Source organism: Glycomyces sp. NPDC048151, assembly GCF_043202775.1.
GTDB lineage: Bacteria > Actinomycetota > Actinomycetes > Mycobacteriales > Micromonosporaceae > Glycomyces.
Genome location: NZ_JBIDBB010000012.1, coordinates 1 through 14,217, shown reverse-complemented (window position 1 = coordinate 14,217; position 14,217 = coordinate 1). Strand labels below are relative to the sequence as shown.

Annotated in this window: 14 protein-coding genes and 1 tRNA gene; 5 read left to right on the top strand and 10 right to left on the bottom strand. The window is 68.9% G+C overall.

What is annotated here, in order from left to right; all coding sequences use genetic code 11:
* Window positions 1-19: 19 nt before the first annotated feature.
* The gene (locus ACGGCP_RS25070) at window positions 20-1,849 is read right to left on the bottom strand and encodes a protein kinase (RefSeq protein ID WP_392970811.1); all 1,830 of its coding nucleotides are present in this window, start codon (window positions 1,847-1,849) and stop codon (window positions 20-22) included.
* A 201-nt stretch (window positions 1,850-2,050) separates the two neighbouring features.
* Complete coding sequence (locus ACGGCP_RS25065; protein WP_392970808.1) at window positions 2,051-2,359, bottom strand: hypothetical protein; 309 nt, start codon at window positions 2,357-2,359, stop codon at window positions 2,051-2,053.
* A 364-nt stretch (window positions 2,360-2,723) separates the two neighbouring features.
* Between ACGGCP_RS25065 and ACGGCP_RS25060 the strand changes: the two genes are divergently transcribed.
* Entirely contained in the window at window positions 2,724-3,665 is a 942-nt protein-coding gene (locus ACGGCP_RS25060; RefSeq protein WP_392970805.1) for a helix-turn-helix domain-containing protein, read from the top strand.
* Window positions 3,666-3,727: 62 nt separating this feature from the next.
* Here ACGGCP_RS25060 and ACGGCP_RS25055 read toward each other — a convergent pair whose 3' ends face one another.
* The gene (locus ACGGCP_RS25055; protein WP_392971090.1) at window positions 3,728-3,901 is read right to left on the bottom strand and encodes a DUF397 domain-containing protein; all 174 of its coding nucleotides are present in this window, start codon (window positions 3,899-3,901) and stop codon (window positions 3,728-3,730) included.
* A gap of 122 nt (window positions 3,902-4,023) precedes the next feature.
* The gene (locus ACGGCP_RS25050) at window positions 4,024-4,935 is read right to left on the bottom strand and encodes a cation diffusion facilitator family transporter (protein WP_392970802.1); all 912 of its coding nucleotides are present in this window, start codon (window positions 4,933-4,935) and stop codon (window positions 4,024-4,026) included.
* 293 nt (window positions 4,936-5,228) lie between these two features.
* Here ACGGCP_RS25050 and ACGGCP_RS25045 point away from each other — a divergent pair, with 293 nt between their 5' ends.
* Complete coding sequence (locus tag ACGGCP_RS25045) at window positions 5,229-5,702, top strand: hypothetical protein (RefSeq protein ID WP_392970800.1); 474 nt, start codon at window positions 5,229-5,231, stop codon at window positions 5,700-5,702.
* Window positions 5,703-5,757: 55 nt separating this feature from the next.
* Here ACGGCP_RS25045 and ACGGCP_RS25040 read toward each other — a convergent pair whose 3' ends face one another.
* The gene (locus tag ACGGCP_RS25040) at window positions 5,758-6,144 is read right to left on the bottom strand and encodes a phage holin family protein (protein ID WP_392970797.1); all 387 of its coding nucleotides are present in this window, start codon (window positions 6,142-6,144) and stop codon (window positions 5,758-5,760) included.
* A 201-nt stretch (window positions 6,145-6,345) separates the two neighbouring features.
* On the opposite strand from ACGGCP_RS25040, the gene pstB reads away from it, so the two are divergent.
* Window positions 6,346-7,230 carry a phosphate ABC transporter ATP-binding protein PstB gene (pstB, locus tag ACGGCP_RS25035; protein WP_392970794.1) on the top strand — a complete coding sequence of 295 codons (885 nt, stop codon included), beginning with the start codon at window positions 6,346-6,348 and terminating at the stop codon, window positions 7,228-7,230.
* A 70-nt stretch (window positions 7,231-7,300) separates the two neighbouring features.
* On the opposite strand, the gene pstA is transcribed toward pstB, so the two are convergent.
* The 4 genes from pstA to phoU form a co-directional block, all read right to left on the bottom strand.
* Window positions 7,301-8,200 carry a phosphate ABC transporter permease PstA gene (pstA, locus tag ACGGCP_RS25030; RefSeq protein WP_392970791.1) on the bottom strand — a complete coding sequence of 300 codons (900 nt, stop codon included), beginning with the start codon at window positions 8,198-8,200 and terminating at the stop codon, window positions 7,301-7,303.
* Window positions 8,197-9,180 carry a phosphate ABC transporter permease subunit PstC gene (gene pstC / locus ACGGCP_RS25025; protein WP_392970789.1) on the bottom strand — a complete coding sequence of 328 codons (984 nt, stop codon included), beginning with the start codon at window positions 9,178-9,180 and terminating at the stop codon, window positions 8,197-8,199. The genes pstA and pstC overlap by 4 nt, the downstream gene beginning before the upstream one ends.
* A gap of 85 nt (window positions 9,181-9,265) precedes the next feature.
* Window positions 9,266-10,318, bottom strand: coding sequence for a phosphate ABC transporter substrate-binding protein PstS (pstS, locus tag ACGGCP_RS25020; RefSeq protein ID WP_392971087.1), 1,053 nt, complete (start codon window positions 10,316-10,318; stop codon window positions 9,266-9,268).
* Window positions 10,319-10,536: 218 nt separating this feature from the next.
* The gene (phoU, locus tag ACGGCP_RS25015; protein WP_392970787.1) at window positions 10,537-11,166 is read right to left on the bottom strand and encodes a phosphate signaling complex protein PhoU; all 630 of its coding nucleotides are present in this window, start codon (window positions 11,164-11,166) and stop codon (window positions 10,537-10,539) included.
* A 177-nt stretch (window positions 11,167-11,343) separates the two neighbouring features.
* Between phoU and ACGGCP_RS25010 the strand changes: the two genes are divergently transcribed.
* Window positions 11,344-12,096, top strand: coding sequence for a hypothetical protein (locus tag ACGGCP_RS25010; RefSeq protein WP_392970785.1), 753 nt, complete (start codon window positions 11,344-11,346; stop codon window positions 12,094-12,096).
* 94 nt (window positions 12,097-12,190) lie between these two features.
* Here the strand turns inward: ACGGCP_RS25010 and ACGGCP_RS25005 are convergent.
* Window positions 12,191-12,266: transfer RNA gene (locus ACGGCP_RS25005), tRNA-Lys, on the bottom strand.
* 115 nt (window positions 12,267-12,381) lie between these two features.
* Here ACGGCP_RS25005 and obgE point away from each other — a divergent pair.
* Window positions 12,382-13,845, top strand: coding sequence for a GTPase ObgE (gene obgE / locus ACGGCP_RS25000; RefSeq protein ID WP_392970783.1), 1,464 nt, complete (start codon window positions 12,382-12,384; stop codon window positions 13,843-13,845).
* Window positions 13,846-14,217 lie beyond the last annotated feature (372 nt).

The window sequence follows — 14,217 nt, the reverse complement described above, 5'->3', positions numbered from 1 at the left end:
TGCCGCCCTGCGGTTTCCGCTACTGCTCGTCGCCGTCCGGGGTCGGCGTCTCGCCCGTCTCGGGCTTGCAGGCCTCCGCGTCGGCCGCGCGCCGCACCGTCAGCTGCACCGTCGAACCCTCGTCGACTTCGCTTCCGGCGCTGGGGGACTGGCGCACCACGCCGCAGCGGGCCTCCCCCTCGCCCTCGTAGTCCACCGCCGGAGTGAGGCCCGACTCCTCGATCCGCGCCTTCGCGTCGGACTCGGACTGCGTGACCACGTTCGGCACCGACGTCTTCGCGGGCGGCGGAGGCGACTCGCTCTCCGAAGCGCTCGGCGATCCGCTCGGCGTCAGCGACGGCCCGGCCGAGGCCGTGCCCGCCGGAGCCTCTGACGCCGCCGCGTCCGAGGCGGTCTCGCTCGGGTCGGCCGACGTGGCCTCACCCCCGTCGTCGCCGCCGTCGTCCCACAGGCCGCCGTCGCCGTCCTGGCCCTGCACTTCCGCGCCGTCGACCCCGGTCTCACCCGTGGGCAGCGTCCCGTTGTCGTCCTTCTCGTTCCACGGCAAGGTGATCGCGATCGCGCTGATCGCCGCCACCGCCGCGAGCGTCGCCGCCAGCGAGAGCCACAGGCCCCGCTTGCGCGACCTCGGCGCCTCCCCTGCGGGCACCGGCGCCGCGCCGGTCGGGCCGGTCGGCGGCGCGGCCGCGTGCGCCCCGGTGTGCGAACCGGTGAGCGGCGGCAGCGTGTGGCCGTCGGTGTGGTGCGGCGGCGCGGAAGGGTGCGGTTCGCGCGGCGGCGACTGCGGCTCGCGCGAGACCGGCTGCGGCCCGGTCTGGTACGCGGCGGGCTGCCCGGGACGCAGGCCCGTGTCGCCCTCGTGCCGCCGGTGCGCGCCAGAAGGCGGACCGACCGTGCCGACCGCCCCGGCCACGGGAGCCCCGAGCCCGGCCCCGCTGTGCGCGACAGCGGCCGGACGAACGGGCTGCACCCGCGTCCGGCTCATCGCCGGAGCGCGCCCGGCGAGCAGCGCCGCGCGGGTCTCGTTGCAGGCCTCGGCCAGCGCCGCCGCGTCCGCCCAGCGCGCCGAGGGCTCCTTCTGGAGCGAGCGGCGCACGATCTCGGCGACCTCGTACGGGATCTCGGTCGGCAGCGGCGGCGGGGCGTTGCGCAGGTGGGCCGAGAGCACCCCCAGCGGGGTGTCGGCCTTGAACGGCGGCGACCCGGCCAGGCACTGGTGCGCGACGACGCCGAGCGAGTACAGATCTGAAGCGGGCGTGAGGTTCTCGCCCGCGGCCTGCTCGGGGGACATGTACGTGACGGTGCCGAGCACGACGCCGGTGGTCGTGAGGGTCAGGTTGTGGCTGACGCGCGCGATCCCGAAGTCCACCAGGACGACCGAGCCGTCGGCGCGCACGAGGATGTTGCCGGGCTTGATGTCCCGGTGGACGATCCCGGCCGTGTGGGCCACGTGCAGCGCTTCGGCCACGCCGCCGACCACGCGCAGTGAGTCGGCCGGACTGAGCTTGCCCCACAGGCCGAGCAGCCGCGAGAGCGGCTTGCCGTCCACGTACTCCATGATCAGGTACGCGAGCTGGGCGTCCTCGTCCTCGATCTCGCCGTAGTCGTACACCTCGACGACCCCGGGACCCTGCATGACGGCGATGGCGCGAGCCTCGCGGCGGAAGCGCTCGCGGAAGCCCCGGTCGTCGACGAGGTCGGCGAGGAGGACCTTGATCGCCACCGTGCGCCAGAGGATGGTGTCGACGCCCTCCCAGACATCGCCCATGCCGCCGCCGCCGATGCGGCGTTCGAGCCGGTACCGCCCGTCCAGGACGACGCCCGGCTTGAGGTTGCGAGTGCTCAGCATCCGGCGGCTTTCCCCTTCTCGGCGAAGCCCGCAGCTGTGCATTCGCGGCCGTGGCGAAGCTTGCGAGCCATCACTCGGCCCTGTGTCGGGCCAGTACTGAGGGTCTAACGAACGGAGGCGGGTGAGGCTACGCGCTGGATCGAGCGAACTTCGGCCCGATCGAAGGATTTTCGGCGCCGCCACCGCGAGCGGCGCCGCTTGCTACGACTTCGCGGCGGCGACGACGGTGCCGAGCGGGCGCACGGGGGTCGAGGGGCCGGGCTCGGGGAGCGCGCGGGGCGGGGTCGGGCCGCCGACGGCCTGGCCGAGCTGGCCGTCCCAGCACGCCCACGAGTGGCAGGGCCACGACTGTCCGCAGTGCCCGCACACGGGGTGCTTGGCGCCGCGCTGGTCCAGGGCGGGGGTGTGGCGCTTCCACCAGCGGGCCTGCACGCGCCAGAGGCTCGGCACCAGCACTTCGCTGGGCGGTTCGTCCGGCGGGGGGTTGTCGAGTGTGTACGGACTTCGCAACGCGGGCTGCCTTTCCGGTCTTTCGATGGGTTGGAATCGCTTGTGGCCCTTGGTATCTGGGCCACGCGGTCGGGTATGACCTGGTCGATGCCGAGTCGCGGTGTCGAATCGGTACAGTCGAGGGGAGGCGGATAGCCCCTCCGTACAGTAGAATTGCACATGCAGAATTTGGATGCAAGAGGTATAACCGGATCGGGTGGCGATTCCTCCCGCCCCGCGGCCGCGCAGGCGAGACTCGGACGATCGGTCTCGGCGACGCCGGCGGGCCGCACTTGAGAACAGCTGACGTTACCGGGTGAGCGGCCCAGAAGTCCTCCACCTCATCGGTGCGTCCTCACCGAATCCGGAGAGATCAGGGTGTCAAATGGGTACATCGAACGACAACGCTGAGAGCGATCTGCCGAAGAAGTTGGGAGGCAAGGCGATGCCTTCGACCGGCAGCCCCACCGTCCGCCGCCGCCGCGCCGGGAAGATCCTCCGGGACCTGCGCGAGAAGTCCGGCAAGGACGCCAACGACGCCGCCGCGGCCCTCGAGGTCACCAGCTCCACGATCTACCGCATGGAGCTCGGCCGGGTCGGGATCAAGCCGCGCGACGTCCAGGCCCTCGTCGAGGTCTACGGGGTCGAGGACTCCGACCTGGTCGACGAGCTGGTGCGCCTGGCGCGCGACGGCCGCAAGCGCGGCTGGTGGGCCCGTTATTCCGACACCATCTCCCCGCCGTACGCGACGTACATCGGCCTGGAGCAGGACGCCTCCAGCCTGAACGTGTACGACGGCCTGATCATCAACGGGCTCTTGCAGACCCGCGAGTACGCCGAGGCCACCTTCGGGATGGTCCCGGAGCAGTCGCAGCGGTTCATGAAGGAGCGCATCGACCTGCGCATGGAGCGCCAGCAGCGGCTGCGCGGGGACCTGAAGATCTGGAACGTCATCGACGAGGCCGCCATCCGCCGCGTCCTCGGCGGCCCGAAGGTCATGATCGCCCAGCTGCAGAACCTCATCGACCTCGGCTCGCTCCCGAACGTGCACCTCCAGGTGCTGCCCTTCGCGGGCGGCGCGTACCCCGGGATGCTGTCCTCCTTCACGATCCTCGGCTTCGGCCCGCTCGAAGGCGAGGTCGACCCCGGCTACCGCCACCCCGACGTGGTCTACATCGAGGGCCACAACGGCGACGTCTACGAGGAGGGCGCCGACGTGCAGCCCTTCCACGAGATCTTCGGGTACCTCCGCTCGGCCGCGCTCGACCCGGGCCGGAGCCTGGAGTTCATCGAGCAGCAGGCGCAGAACCTCAAGGCCGAGCTCTAGCGGCGAGACGCAAGGGGGCGGACACGGCATGGCTTCCGTGTCCGCCCCCTCGCCCGTCCTTCTTACCTGCCGGATGTCCGCAGCAGAGAGTGCCAGTCGGCTCGGCTGGCGCGCAGAATCGGGCTCACCGTCAGCTTGGTGTCCCTGATCTCCACGCCCGTTTCCGCGAGCCTGGCCTCAACACAGGCCCCGTTGGGGCCTGACCTGCTGCTCTTCCTCCATGTGTGGGTCAACATGGATCTCCTCCTTCCAAGGAGCATTCGAGTCCCCAGGACGGTGTCGAGCTTAACCATTGCGCAACAAGGCGAACGTCGACTATCCGTCAATATCAGGTTCCGGACAGAACGACTGCCGCGCTTCACCAATGCGGTGTGCCGCAGGCCGCCTCCGCGCTCCCGGGCTCGATTTGGACCGTCGCGTGCGCGATGTCGAATTGTTCTGCCAGCGTCCGCTGCGCGGCGCCGAGGGCCTTTGCGGGGTCGGCGTCCGAGTCGAGGGCGAGATGGACCGTGGCGACGTCCATGCCCGAAGTCAAAGTCCACAGATGGAGGTCGTGGACTTCTTTCACCCCATCGAGTGCAGCGAGCGCGCGTTCGACCGCTTTCGGGTCGACTCCGGCGGGGGCGTGCTGGAGGAGGATGCGCAGCGCGTCGCGGCCGAGGCGGAACGCCCTGGGCAGGATGAACAGGCCGACGCCGACGGCGATGAGGCTGTCGGCCGCGTACCAGCCGGTGAGGGCGATGACCGCGGCGGCGGCGATGACGCCGATCGAGGCGATCGCGTCGCCGAGGACCTCGGTGTACGCGCCGCGCACGTTGATCGACTCGGCGGCGGCCGAGCGCAGCAGGAGCAGGGAGGCCACGTTCGCGGCGAGGCCGAAGACGGCGACGGCGAGCATGGGGCCGGACTGCACCTCGGGCTGCTCGCCGAGGCGGCGCACGGCCTGGACGACGACGAAACCGGCGACGCCGAACAGCAGCACCGTGTTCGCCAGGGCCGCCAGCACTTCGAGCCGGTACATCCCGTAGGTGCGCCGGGGCCGCCCGCCCGCGCGCCGGACGGCGACGATCGCGGCGAGGGCCATCGCGATGCCGAGGGCGTCGCCGAGGACGTGCCCGGCGTCGGAGAGCAGCGCGAGGGAGTGGGTGCGCCAGGAGGCGACCGCCTCGACGGCTGCGACCGCGAGGGCGAGGCCGAGCGCGAGCCAGAGCTTGCCCCGGTGCTGTGCGCCGAGCGAGGCGGCTCCTGCGTGCGAGTGGTCGTGGCCCATGGACCGCGGCCTCCTTCTGGTCGGTGCGGGCGCGGCGCGCCCTCGGCGGTGGAGTCCCCGCCGCCATCGAATGCTAACATGCGCACTATTGCATATGTGTGGCCCGGGGGTGATTCGCCTCCGCCTTCTCCGGGTATTTCCCTCCCGGACACCCGCCCGTGCAGCGCCCGTTCCGTGGCATTTGCGTGCGGCGCACATGGAAACGCCGGAACCAGGGGGACTTTCACAAATGCGGGGCAGGAATGGAATAATATTCGTACGAACATCATCAGCACTGGTCACGGGGGGTGACGATGAAAGACGCCATTGAAACCTCTACCATCGCGTTCATCGCAATCGTTGCGATCGTCCTCGTCTTCGCAGCCGTCCTCGGTCTGCGATCCGTCATCGAGACCAAGCGCCGCCGAAAAGCCAGGGCCAAAGCCGATGCCGAAGCCTGGACCGAGCTCCTCGGGAACCAGCTCCACATCGCACCGGCCTCCGTCGGCGACACCGAAGCCGCCGCGGCCCTCGACCGCGCCAGGAAGCTCCACCACAAGGCGGTCGAGAACCTCAAGACCGCCAAGAAGGCCAAGCAGTTCGCGCGGATCCGCACCTACGCGCTCGCCGGGCTGCACAACCTGAACATCATGCGCCGCCGCCTCGGCAAGGCACCCGGACCGCAGGGCCCCATGCCCTTCAACGCCGCGGGTCCGGCCAAGGCGTCCAAGCGAGACAAGAACGTCCGCGACGTCCCCACAGGACCGTCGACCGGGCTGCCCTTCTAGGGCCCGGGCAAGCGAGACGGGGGCGGCCTCAGGCCGCCCCCGTTCCTCGTCCCCGCTACTGCTGCTCGACGGGCTTGCGCGGCGACAGGAGGTCCATCACCCACATCGTCAGCGACACGATGATCGCGCCCCAGAACGCCGCCCAGAAACCGTCCACGTAGAACCCCAGCGACAGCTGCTCCGAGAGCCAGCCCGTCAGCCAGAACATCAACGCGTTCACCACCAGCCCGAACAGGCCCAGCGTCAACACGTACAGCGCGCAGCCGATCGCCATGATCAGCGGCTTCACGAACGTGTTCACCAGCGTGAACACCAAGGCCACCAGCACGAGCGAGAAGAACCGCTCCAGCACCGAGTCGCCGTACAGATGGATGCCGCCCACGATCGCCGTGGCCAGCCACAGCGCGAGCGCCGTCAGGACCAAGCGCACCAGAAATCTCATCCGGCCAGTATCGCCGCCGCGCCGACCCCGCGTCCAGTTTCCGCCGAGACGGGCCGTGATCGACCGGCACGGGCGAAACCGAGCCGGGCCCGCGGATTCACCCCCGGTTCACCCTGGATCGAGCCCGCCGCCACCCGCCGCGCCTACAGTCGCCCCAGCCCCGCTTCGCTTCCACACCTGCCTCGCGCAGAAGGAGAAACCATGAGCGACCCGACGCAGCCGGTGCTCGGCCGCACCGTCGATCCCCGCCGGATCGGTGCGAACACCGCTCCCGCACCCCAGCACGCCCCCGTCGGCCACGGCGCCCCCACCGTCTTCGACATCCGCGGCGTCAACGTCTTCTACGGCGCCTACAACGCCGTCAAGGACGTCAACTTCACCGTCGCCAAGAACGAGATCACCGCGCTCATCGGCCCCTCGGGCTGCGGCAAGTCCACCCTGCTGCGCTCCCTCAACCGCATGAACGACCTCATCCCCGGCGCCCGCGTCGAGGGCACCGTCGCCTACCACGGCCAGGACGTGTACGCCCCCGGCGTCGACCCCGTCGAGGTCCGCCGCCGCATCGGCATGGTCTTCCAGAAGGCCAACCCGTTCCCCAAGTCCATCTTCGACAACGTCGCCTACGGCCCGAGGATCCACGGAGTCCCCCGCGCCGAGCGCGAGGCCATCGTCGAGGACTCCCTCAAGAAAGCCGCCCTCTGGGACGAGGTCAAGGACAAGCTCAAGCAGAGCGCCCTCGCCCTCTCCGGCGGCCAGCAGCAGCGCCTGTGCATCGCCCGCACCATCGCGCTGTCGCCCGAAGTGGTCCTCATGGACGAGCCGTGCTCGGCCCTCGACCCGATCGCCACCGCCCGCATCGAAGAGCTCATGGTCGACCTCGCCAAGCAGTTCACGATCGTCATCGTCACCCACAACATGCAGCAGGCCGCCCGCGTCTCCGACAAGACCGCGTTCTTCTCCACCGAGGTGAACGAGCTGAGCGACACCCGCACCGGCGTCCTCGTCGAGTTCGACGACACGCAGCGGATCTTCACCACCCCGTCCGACGAGCGCACCGAGAACTACGTCACCGGCCGCTTCGGCTAGACCCGGACACACGCGAAGGGCCCCACCGATCCGGTGGGGCCCTTCGCGCTTGGAGTGAGACCGTGGAGTACTAGCGCTTGTCGATCGCGAACCGCGCCGCGATGACGCGCGACACGATCGTGAACAGGAAGACGATCGCGATCAGCGTCAGCGCCGCGCCCCAGGCCCGGTCCTGCGAAGCCGCGAACGGCTGGCTCGCGTTCCGGAAGATCTGCGCCGCCAGCGTCGTGTTCGCGCCGTCGAACAGGTCGGGCTTGTAGATGTACGTCAGGCCCACCGTGACGATGATCGGCGCGGTCTCGCCGGCCGCGCGCGCGACCGCCAGGAGCGAACCCGAGGTGATGCCCGACGACGCCGCCGGGAGGACCACGCCCATGACCGTGCGCCACTTGCGCGCGCCCAGCCCGGCCGAGGCCTGCCGCAGCTCGTCCGGCACCAGCCGCAGCATCTCCTCAGTGGAGCGGATCACGATCGGCAGCATCAGGCACGCCAGGGCCAGTGCCCCCGCGAACCCGGTGCGGTCGTCGATCACGGTCACGTACCCGACGTAGATGAACAGGCCCATCATGATCGAGGGCACACCCGTCATGACGTCCGCCATCGTCCGGATGAACTTCGCCAGCGGCTTGTTCTTGCCGTACTCGTTCAAGTACACCGCGCCGAGCACCCCGATCGGGATCGAGATGAGCGCCGCCATCCCGGTGATCAGCAGCGTCCCGACGATCGCCGGGCCCATGCCCGGACCCGCGGTGCGGTAGTTCCGCGGGATCTCGTCGATGAACCACGCGAGGCTCCACGACGAAGCGCCGCGCGCGATGACCTCGTACGCGACCAGCGCCAGCGGCAGGGCCGCGACCAGGACGCACAACGCGATCGCGAGCGTCGCCCCCTTGTCGGCGAAGGACCGCCGCAGCGACAGGTTGCGCCCCGACAGGTCAGGAGGCGTCGAGCCGTTCGTCAGCGTCGTCATGAGTGGGCACCCTTCATTTTGATCTCGGCACGCCGGACCACGACGCGGGCCAGGAAGTTGATCAGGACGGTGATGGCGAACAGCAGCACGCCGATCCCGATGAGCGCATCGGTGTGGAGACCGCCCGACTCGCCCCACTGCTGGGCGATGACCGCCGCCATCGTGTTGCCCGGCGCGAACAGGTTCGCGTTCACGCCGATCGCGCCGCCGATGACCAGCGCCACGGCGATCGTCTCGCCCATGGCCCGGCCCAGGCCGAGCATCGAGGCGCCGACGAGCCCGCCGAACGAGTGGGGGAGGATCGCGCCCTTGATCATCTCCCAGCGGGTCGCGCCGAGCGCGTACGCGCCCTGCTTGTCGATGTCGGGCACGGTCGCGAACACCTCCCGCGAGATCGAGGTGATGATCGGGATGCACATGACCGCGAGGATCAGGCCCGCGGTGAAGTAGTTGCGGCCCGTGTTCGTCTCGTCGAAGATCGCGTTCAGCCCCGGCACCGGGGCCACGACCCCCGCCCACCACTGGTAGATCGGGGTGACCCACGGGATCAGGACGATACTGCCGACCAGGCCGAACACCACCGACGGGACGGTGGCGAGCAGGTCGACGACGGTCACGATGTACTTGCGGCTGCGGCGGTGCGCCACCTCCGTGATGAACAGCGCGATGCCGATCGACACCGGCACCGCCACGACCATCGCGATGATCGAGGTCACCAGGGTGCCGTACAGGAACCCGAGCGTGCCGAACACCTCGTCGCTGGGCGACCAGCGGGTGCCCGTGAGGAACTCGATCGGGTCGAGGGCGATGGCGGGCCAGGCCTGGAACGAGGTCGTGATGAGGATCAGGCCCAGCACGATCAGGACCATGAGGCCGGCGAGGGTCACCAGGCCGGTGAATCCCCGGTCGGTGCGGCGGGAGCGGGCTTCGCCTCCGAGGTCGACCTCGGGGGGCGCTTCGGGGGTTGCCGTAGCGGTCACGTTCGTCTCTCCGGTTTCGTCGTCGGAACGGCCGAAAACCCCATCGGCGTCGCGGCCGTTGGGGTCATCGGTGTCTCCGGTGTGCTTAGGCAATCGTCTCGTTGAGCTTCTCGACGGCCTTGGCCCGCAGCTCCTCGGGCAGGGCCGCGAAGTGGGCGTCGGCCGCGATGTCCTGGCCGTCGGTGAGCAGGTAGTTCACGAACTCCTTGACGCCCGCCGCGACGTTCTCGTCCGCGTACTCGGTGCGGATGAGGATGTAGGTCGGGGCCACGATCGGGTAGGACTCGGCGCCGGCCGCGTTCAGCGGGTTGTACGACAGGTCCTCGGCGACCTCGGCGCCCTCGAGGGCGGCCGTGGAGGCCTCCAGGCTCGGCTGGACGAACGCGCCTTCGGCGTTCTCGATCGCAGCGGTCACCAGGTTGGTCTCGATGGCGTCGGAGAGGTCGACGTAGCCGATCGCGCCTTCGGTCTGGGTGATGACGGTGGCGACGCCGGTGTTCTTCTCGCCGCCGATGGAGCCCTCGGGCCACTCGATCTCGTCGGAGGCGCCCAGCGTCCAGGTGTCGGTAGCGTCGTCGAGGAAGGTCGAGAAGTTCTTGGTGGTGCCCGAGCCGTCCGAACGGTGCGCGATGGTGATCGCGGTGTCGGGGAGGGTCAGGTCCGGGTTGGTCGCCACCAGCGCGGGGTCGTTCCAGGTCTTGATGTCGCCCTGGAAGATCCCGGCGAGGGTCTCCTGGTCGATCTGGACGCCTTCGACACCGGGCAGGTTGTACGACACGGTGATCGGGGCCGCAACGGTCGGGATGTACTGGAACGAGCCGGCCTCGGGGCCGTCGCCCTCCTTGACGAGGGAGTCGGTGCCCGCGAAGTCGTTCAGGTCCTGGCCGAACGCCTCTTTGCCGGCGCTGGAGCCCTCGGCGCTGTAGGTGACGACAAGCTCGGGGTTCACTTCGGCGTAAGCCTCGATCGCGGCGGCGTAGAACGCGTCGGGGAAGCTCGCGCCGGAGCCGAGGATCTCGCCGGAGGCCAGGTCGCCGGACCCGCCCTCGTCGTCGCTTCCACCACCGCAGGCCGCCAGGCCGAAAGCGAGGGTGCCGGCGGTGATGCCGCCGATGATGGCTCTGCGGTTCAGTCTCATGTTCACAGCTGGTCTCTACTCCGTCTCCCGGCGCTCGGCCGGGCTACTGCTTCACTGTCCGCAACCATCAAAGCCAGACCCGGTGTTCACCCGCTGACTTGGAGTTGAACTCAAGGTGAACGACTGAGCGCGATTCGCAACAGTGCTGTGAGACCTGCCGGAGGCACCCCTCTGAACAGGCGGTTTAACCGGGCCTCGGCCCGGTCGTGACCGGACCGTTATGAACGGTCCAGGTGAACATCCCCTGTCACGAGGTACACGACCTGATGCGAGATGCGCACCGCGTGGTCGCCGAACCGCTCGAAGAACCGCGCCAGGAGCGCCGCGTCCACCGCCGTCTGCGGCCCATACCCCAGGCTCGGCAGCTGCGCGTGGATCCGCTGCTGGATCGCGTCCAGCTCGTCGTCGTCCAGCCCCATCTGCGACGCGATCAGCTGGTCGTGCTCCTCCAGCACCGTCACCAGCTTCTGCGACAGGTGCACCGCAGCCGCCCCCATCGCCGCGAAGTCCGCCCGCAGCGAATCGGGGATCACCGGCACCGGCGCGCGCAGCAGCACCGACTTCGCCACGTGCTTCGCCAGGTCGCCCATCCGCTCCAGGTCCACCGAGATCCGCACGGCGCCCAGCACGAACCGCAGATCCGTCGCCACCGGGTCGTACTGCGTCATCAGCTCCACGATCCGGTCGTCCACCTGGAACTGCAGCGCGTTCACCTGGTCGTCCGCGGCCACCACCGCCTCGGCCGCCTCGGTGTCGGACTCCAGGAGCGCCGCGCTGGCCTGCTCGATCGCCTCGCCGACGCGGCGGGCCATCTCGACCAGCAGCTCGTTCAACTCGTCGAGATGCACGTGGAGGACATTCGCCATAGTGGACCAATCGAGGTAGGAAGGGCCGGATACGGGCCAAGTGTAGGCATCGGCGGCTGCCTCGAGGTTCCCCCGGCTGGCAAACTCCGGGCGAACACGCATGGACGCGCGGCGTTAGAGTGAGCACGACGCACGAACGATCCCCATGGAGCGGACCAGATGACCTACCCCTCGCAGCCGGGCTACCCGACGCCGCAGTACGGCGGCCAGTCCCCGCAGCCGCAGCAGCAGAACAACCTGTGGCTCATCGGCGGTGCGGTACTGACGGTCCTCATCGTCATCATGACGGTGATCCTCCTCGTGGTGCAGCGCACCCAGGGATCCGACAGCGACAACAGCGGCGGCGGCGACGGCTCGAGCGAAGGCACCGACGGCGGCGGCGAGAGCAGCGAGGACACCGGCGGCGGCGACGACGGCGGCGATGACAACGGCGGCGACCAGGCGGCCATCGAGCTCACCTCGGAGGCCTGCGACGCGTTCGACATGTCCGTCTTCGAGGAGGCCTTCGGACCGGTCGACCCGAACCAGACCTCCCGCTCCGAATCCAGCACCAACGGTCTGGGCACGCTGAGCTGCTCCTTCTACAACGAGGACGTCAGCGGGGTCAACCTGCGGGTCTCCGACTACGAGACCGTCGACGAAGTCGTGGACTGGGTCGAGTACGACGCCGAGTACTACACCGCGGCGGACGGCTACGAGTTCAGCGAGTACACCGAGTACGGCGACGCGGGCAGCCTCTACTCGACCACCGAAGGCTCGAAGACCATCACCCTGCACGTCGCCGTCGGCAGCCTTGACGTCTCCGTCTTCACGACGCTCTGGGACGGCGAGGGCCTCGACGAGGCCGCCGCCACCGCGGCACTGGAGGACATGGTCGTCCAGTGCGGCGACCTGTTCGCCGACTACACGTAGAGCAGCGAAGGGCCCGGCCGCCGAACGGCGGCCGGGCCCTTTTCCATGCTTCCCGGGAAGCCAAAAAGAGGCCCTGTGACCAGGACCTCTTGTGTGGTGCGCCGCCAGGGACTCGAACCCCGAACCCGCTGATTAAGAGTCAGCTGCTCTGCCAGTTGAGCTAGCGGCGCATGATGTTTGAGTATCTGCCGGGCTTTCGCGCCGGTGTCTCTCGCACGAGGAGAAACTTTAGCATGTGCCGCGGGCTCCGTCTCCGGGGGTCCCCGAGGTGGCTACGCTTGGGCGGTGACAAGTTTCGTAGACCGCGTGAATCTCCAGGTCATTGCCGGTAAGGGTGGCAACGGCTGTGTGTCGGTCCACCGTGAGAAGTTCAAGCCGCTCGGCGGACCCGACGGCGGCAACGGCGGCCACGGAGGTGATGTGGTCTTCGTCGTAGACCCGAACGTGCACACCCTGCTCGACTTCCACTTCCAGACCCGCCTCCAGGGCGGCAACGGCAAGCAGGGCGCCGGCTCGAACCGGGACGGCGCCAACGGCGAGTCCATCCGGGTCTCCGTGCCCAACGGCACCGTCATCTACTCCGAGGGCGAGGTCCTCGCCGACCTCACCGGCATCGGCACCGAGGTGACCGTCGCGCACGGCGGCCGAGGGGGACGCGGCAACCGCGCCCTCGTCAGCTCCAAGCGGAAGGTCCCCGGTTTCGCCGAACTCGGCGAGAAGGGCGACGAACTCTCCGTCGTCCTCGAACTCAAGAGCGTCGCCGATGTCGGCCTCGTCGGCTTCCCCTCCGCGGGGAAGTCCTCCCTCATCGCCGCGATGTCGGCCGCCCGACCGAAGATCGCCGACTACCCGTTCACGACGCTCGCCCCGAACCTCGGAGTCGTGTCCGCGGGCGAGACGACCTACACGATCGCCGACGTCCCCGGCCTCATCCCGGGCGCCGCGGCCGGCAAGGGCCTCGGCCTCCAGTTCCTCCGGCACATCGAGCGCTGCGCGGTCCTCGCGCACGTCGTCGACTGCGCCAGCCTCGAGTCCGACCGCGACCCGGTCTCCGACATCGACGCCCTGGAGCACGAGCTCGCCGAGTACGGCGGCCTCACCGACCGGCCCCGCATCATCGTCCTCAACAAGATCGACATCCCGGACGGCCGCGAACTCGCCGACTACGTCCGCGGCGATCTCGAGAAGTACGGGTGGCCGGTCTACGCCGTCAGCGCCGTCAGCCGTGAAGGGCTGAAGGAGCTCAACTTCGCCTTCGCCAAGGAAGTGGTCGAGTTCCGCGAGGCGCAGCCGCCGATCGAGGCGACCCGCGCGGTCATCCGCCCGATCGCGATCGACGACTCCGGCTTCAAGGTCAAGAAGGTGAAGCCCGCATTCGAGGGCGACGTCGAATTCATCGTCACCGGCGCCAAGCCCGAGCGGTGGATCAGCCAGACGAACTTCGAGAACGAGGAAGCGGTCGGCTACCTCGCCGACCGACTCGCGAACCTCGGCGTCGAAGACGCACTCGTGAAGGAAGGCGCGGTGCCCGGCTCGTTCGTCCGCATCGCCGACCACGAATTCGAGTGGCAGCCGACCGACCCGAACATCGTCGCCACTGTCGGCCCCCGCGGTACTGACGCCCGATTCGAAGTCAGCGACCGCAAGGGCGCGGACGAACGGCTCGCCGAGCGCAAGGAACGCCGCGCCGAGCTCCTCGAAAGGGTCGCGAAAGAGGACGAAGCCCGGGGCAAACGCCGCAAGCGGTAGTCGCATTTGCGGACTGACCTGCAAAAACATGGGGTTTGCAAGGGTGTGGCGCCGAGCACGTACCCCCCTTGCAAACCCCGGTTCAAGGTCGCGTAAATTTGTCTTTGCCCGCGGGGGAAACGGACAGGAAAGCCGAAAGGCCCTGGCCCAGAACCAAAAGGGTAAAGCTCCAAACGAATAGATCGGGGGCCCGAAACGGGCCAAAAACCGGTCTGGTAAGTTAACGGAGTCGCTCCGATCGGAGAGAAACTTTCAATGAGTTTCAGACCTGATTAGTGCGTGTTGTTTGAGAACTCAACAGGGTGTTTGGATGGTCAGCGTGCGGGCTGATCGAGGTCACTGGACAAGGTTTCGGTGAGTCTTGGTTGGTAC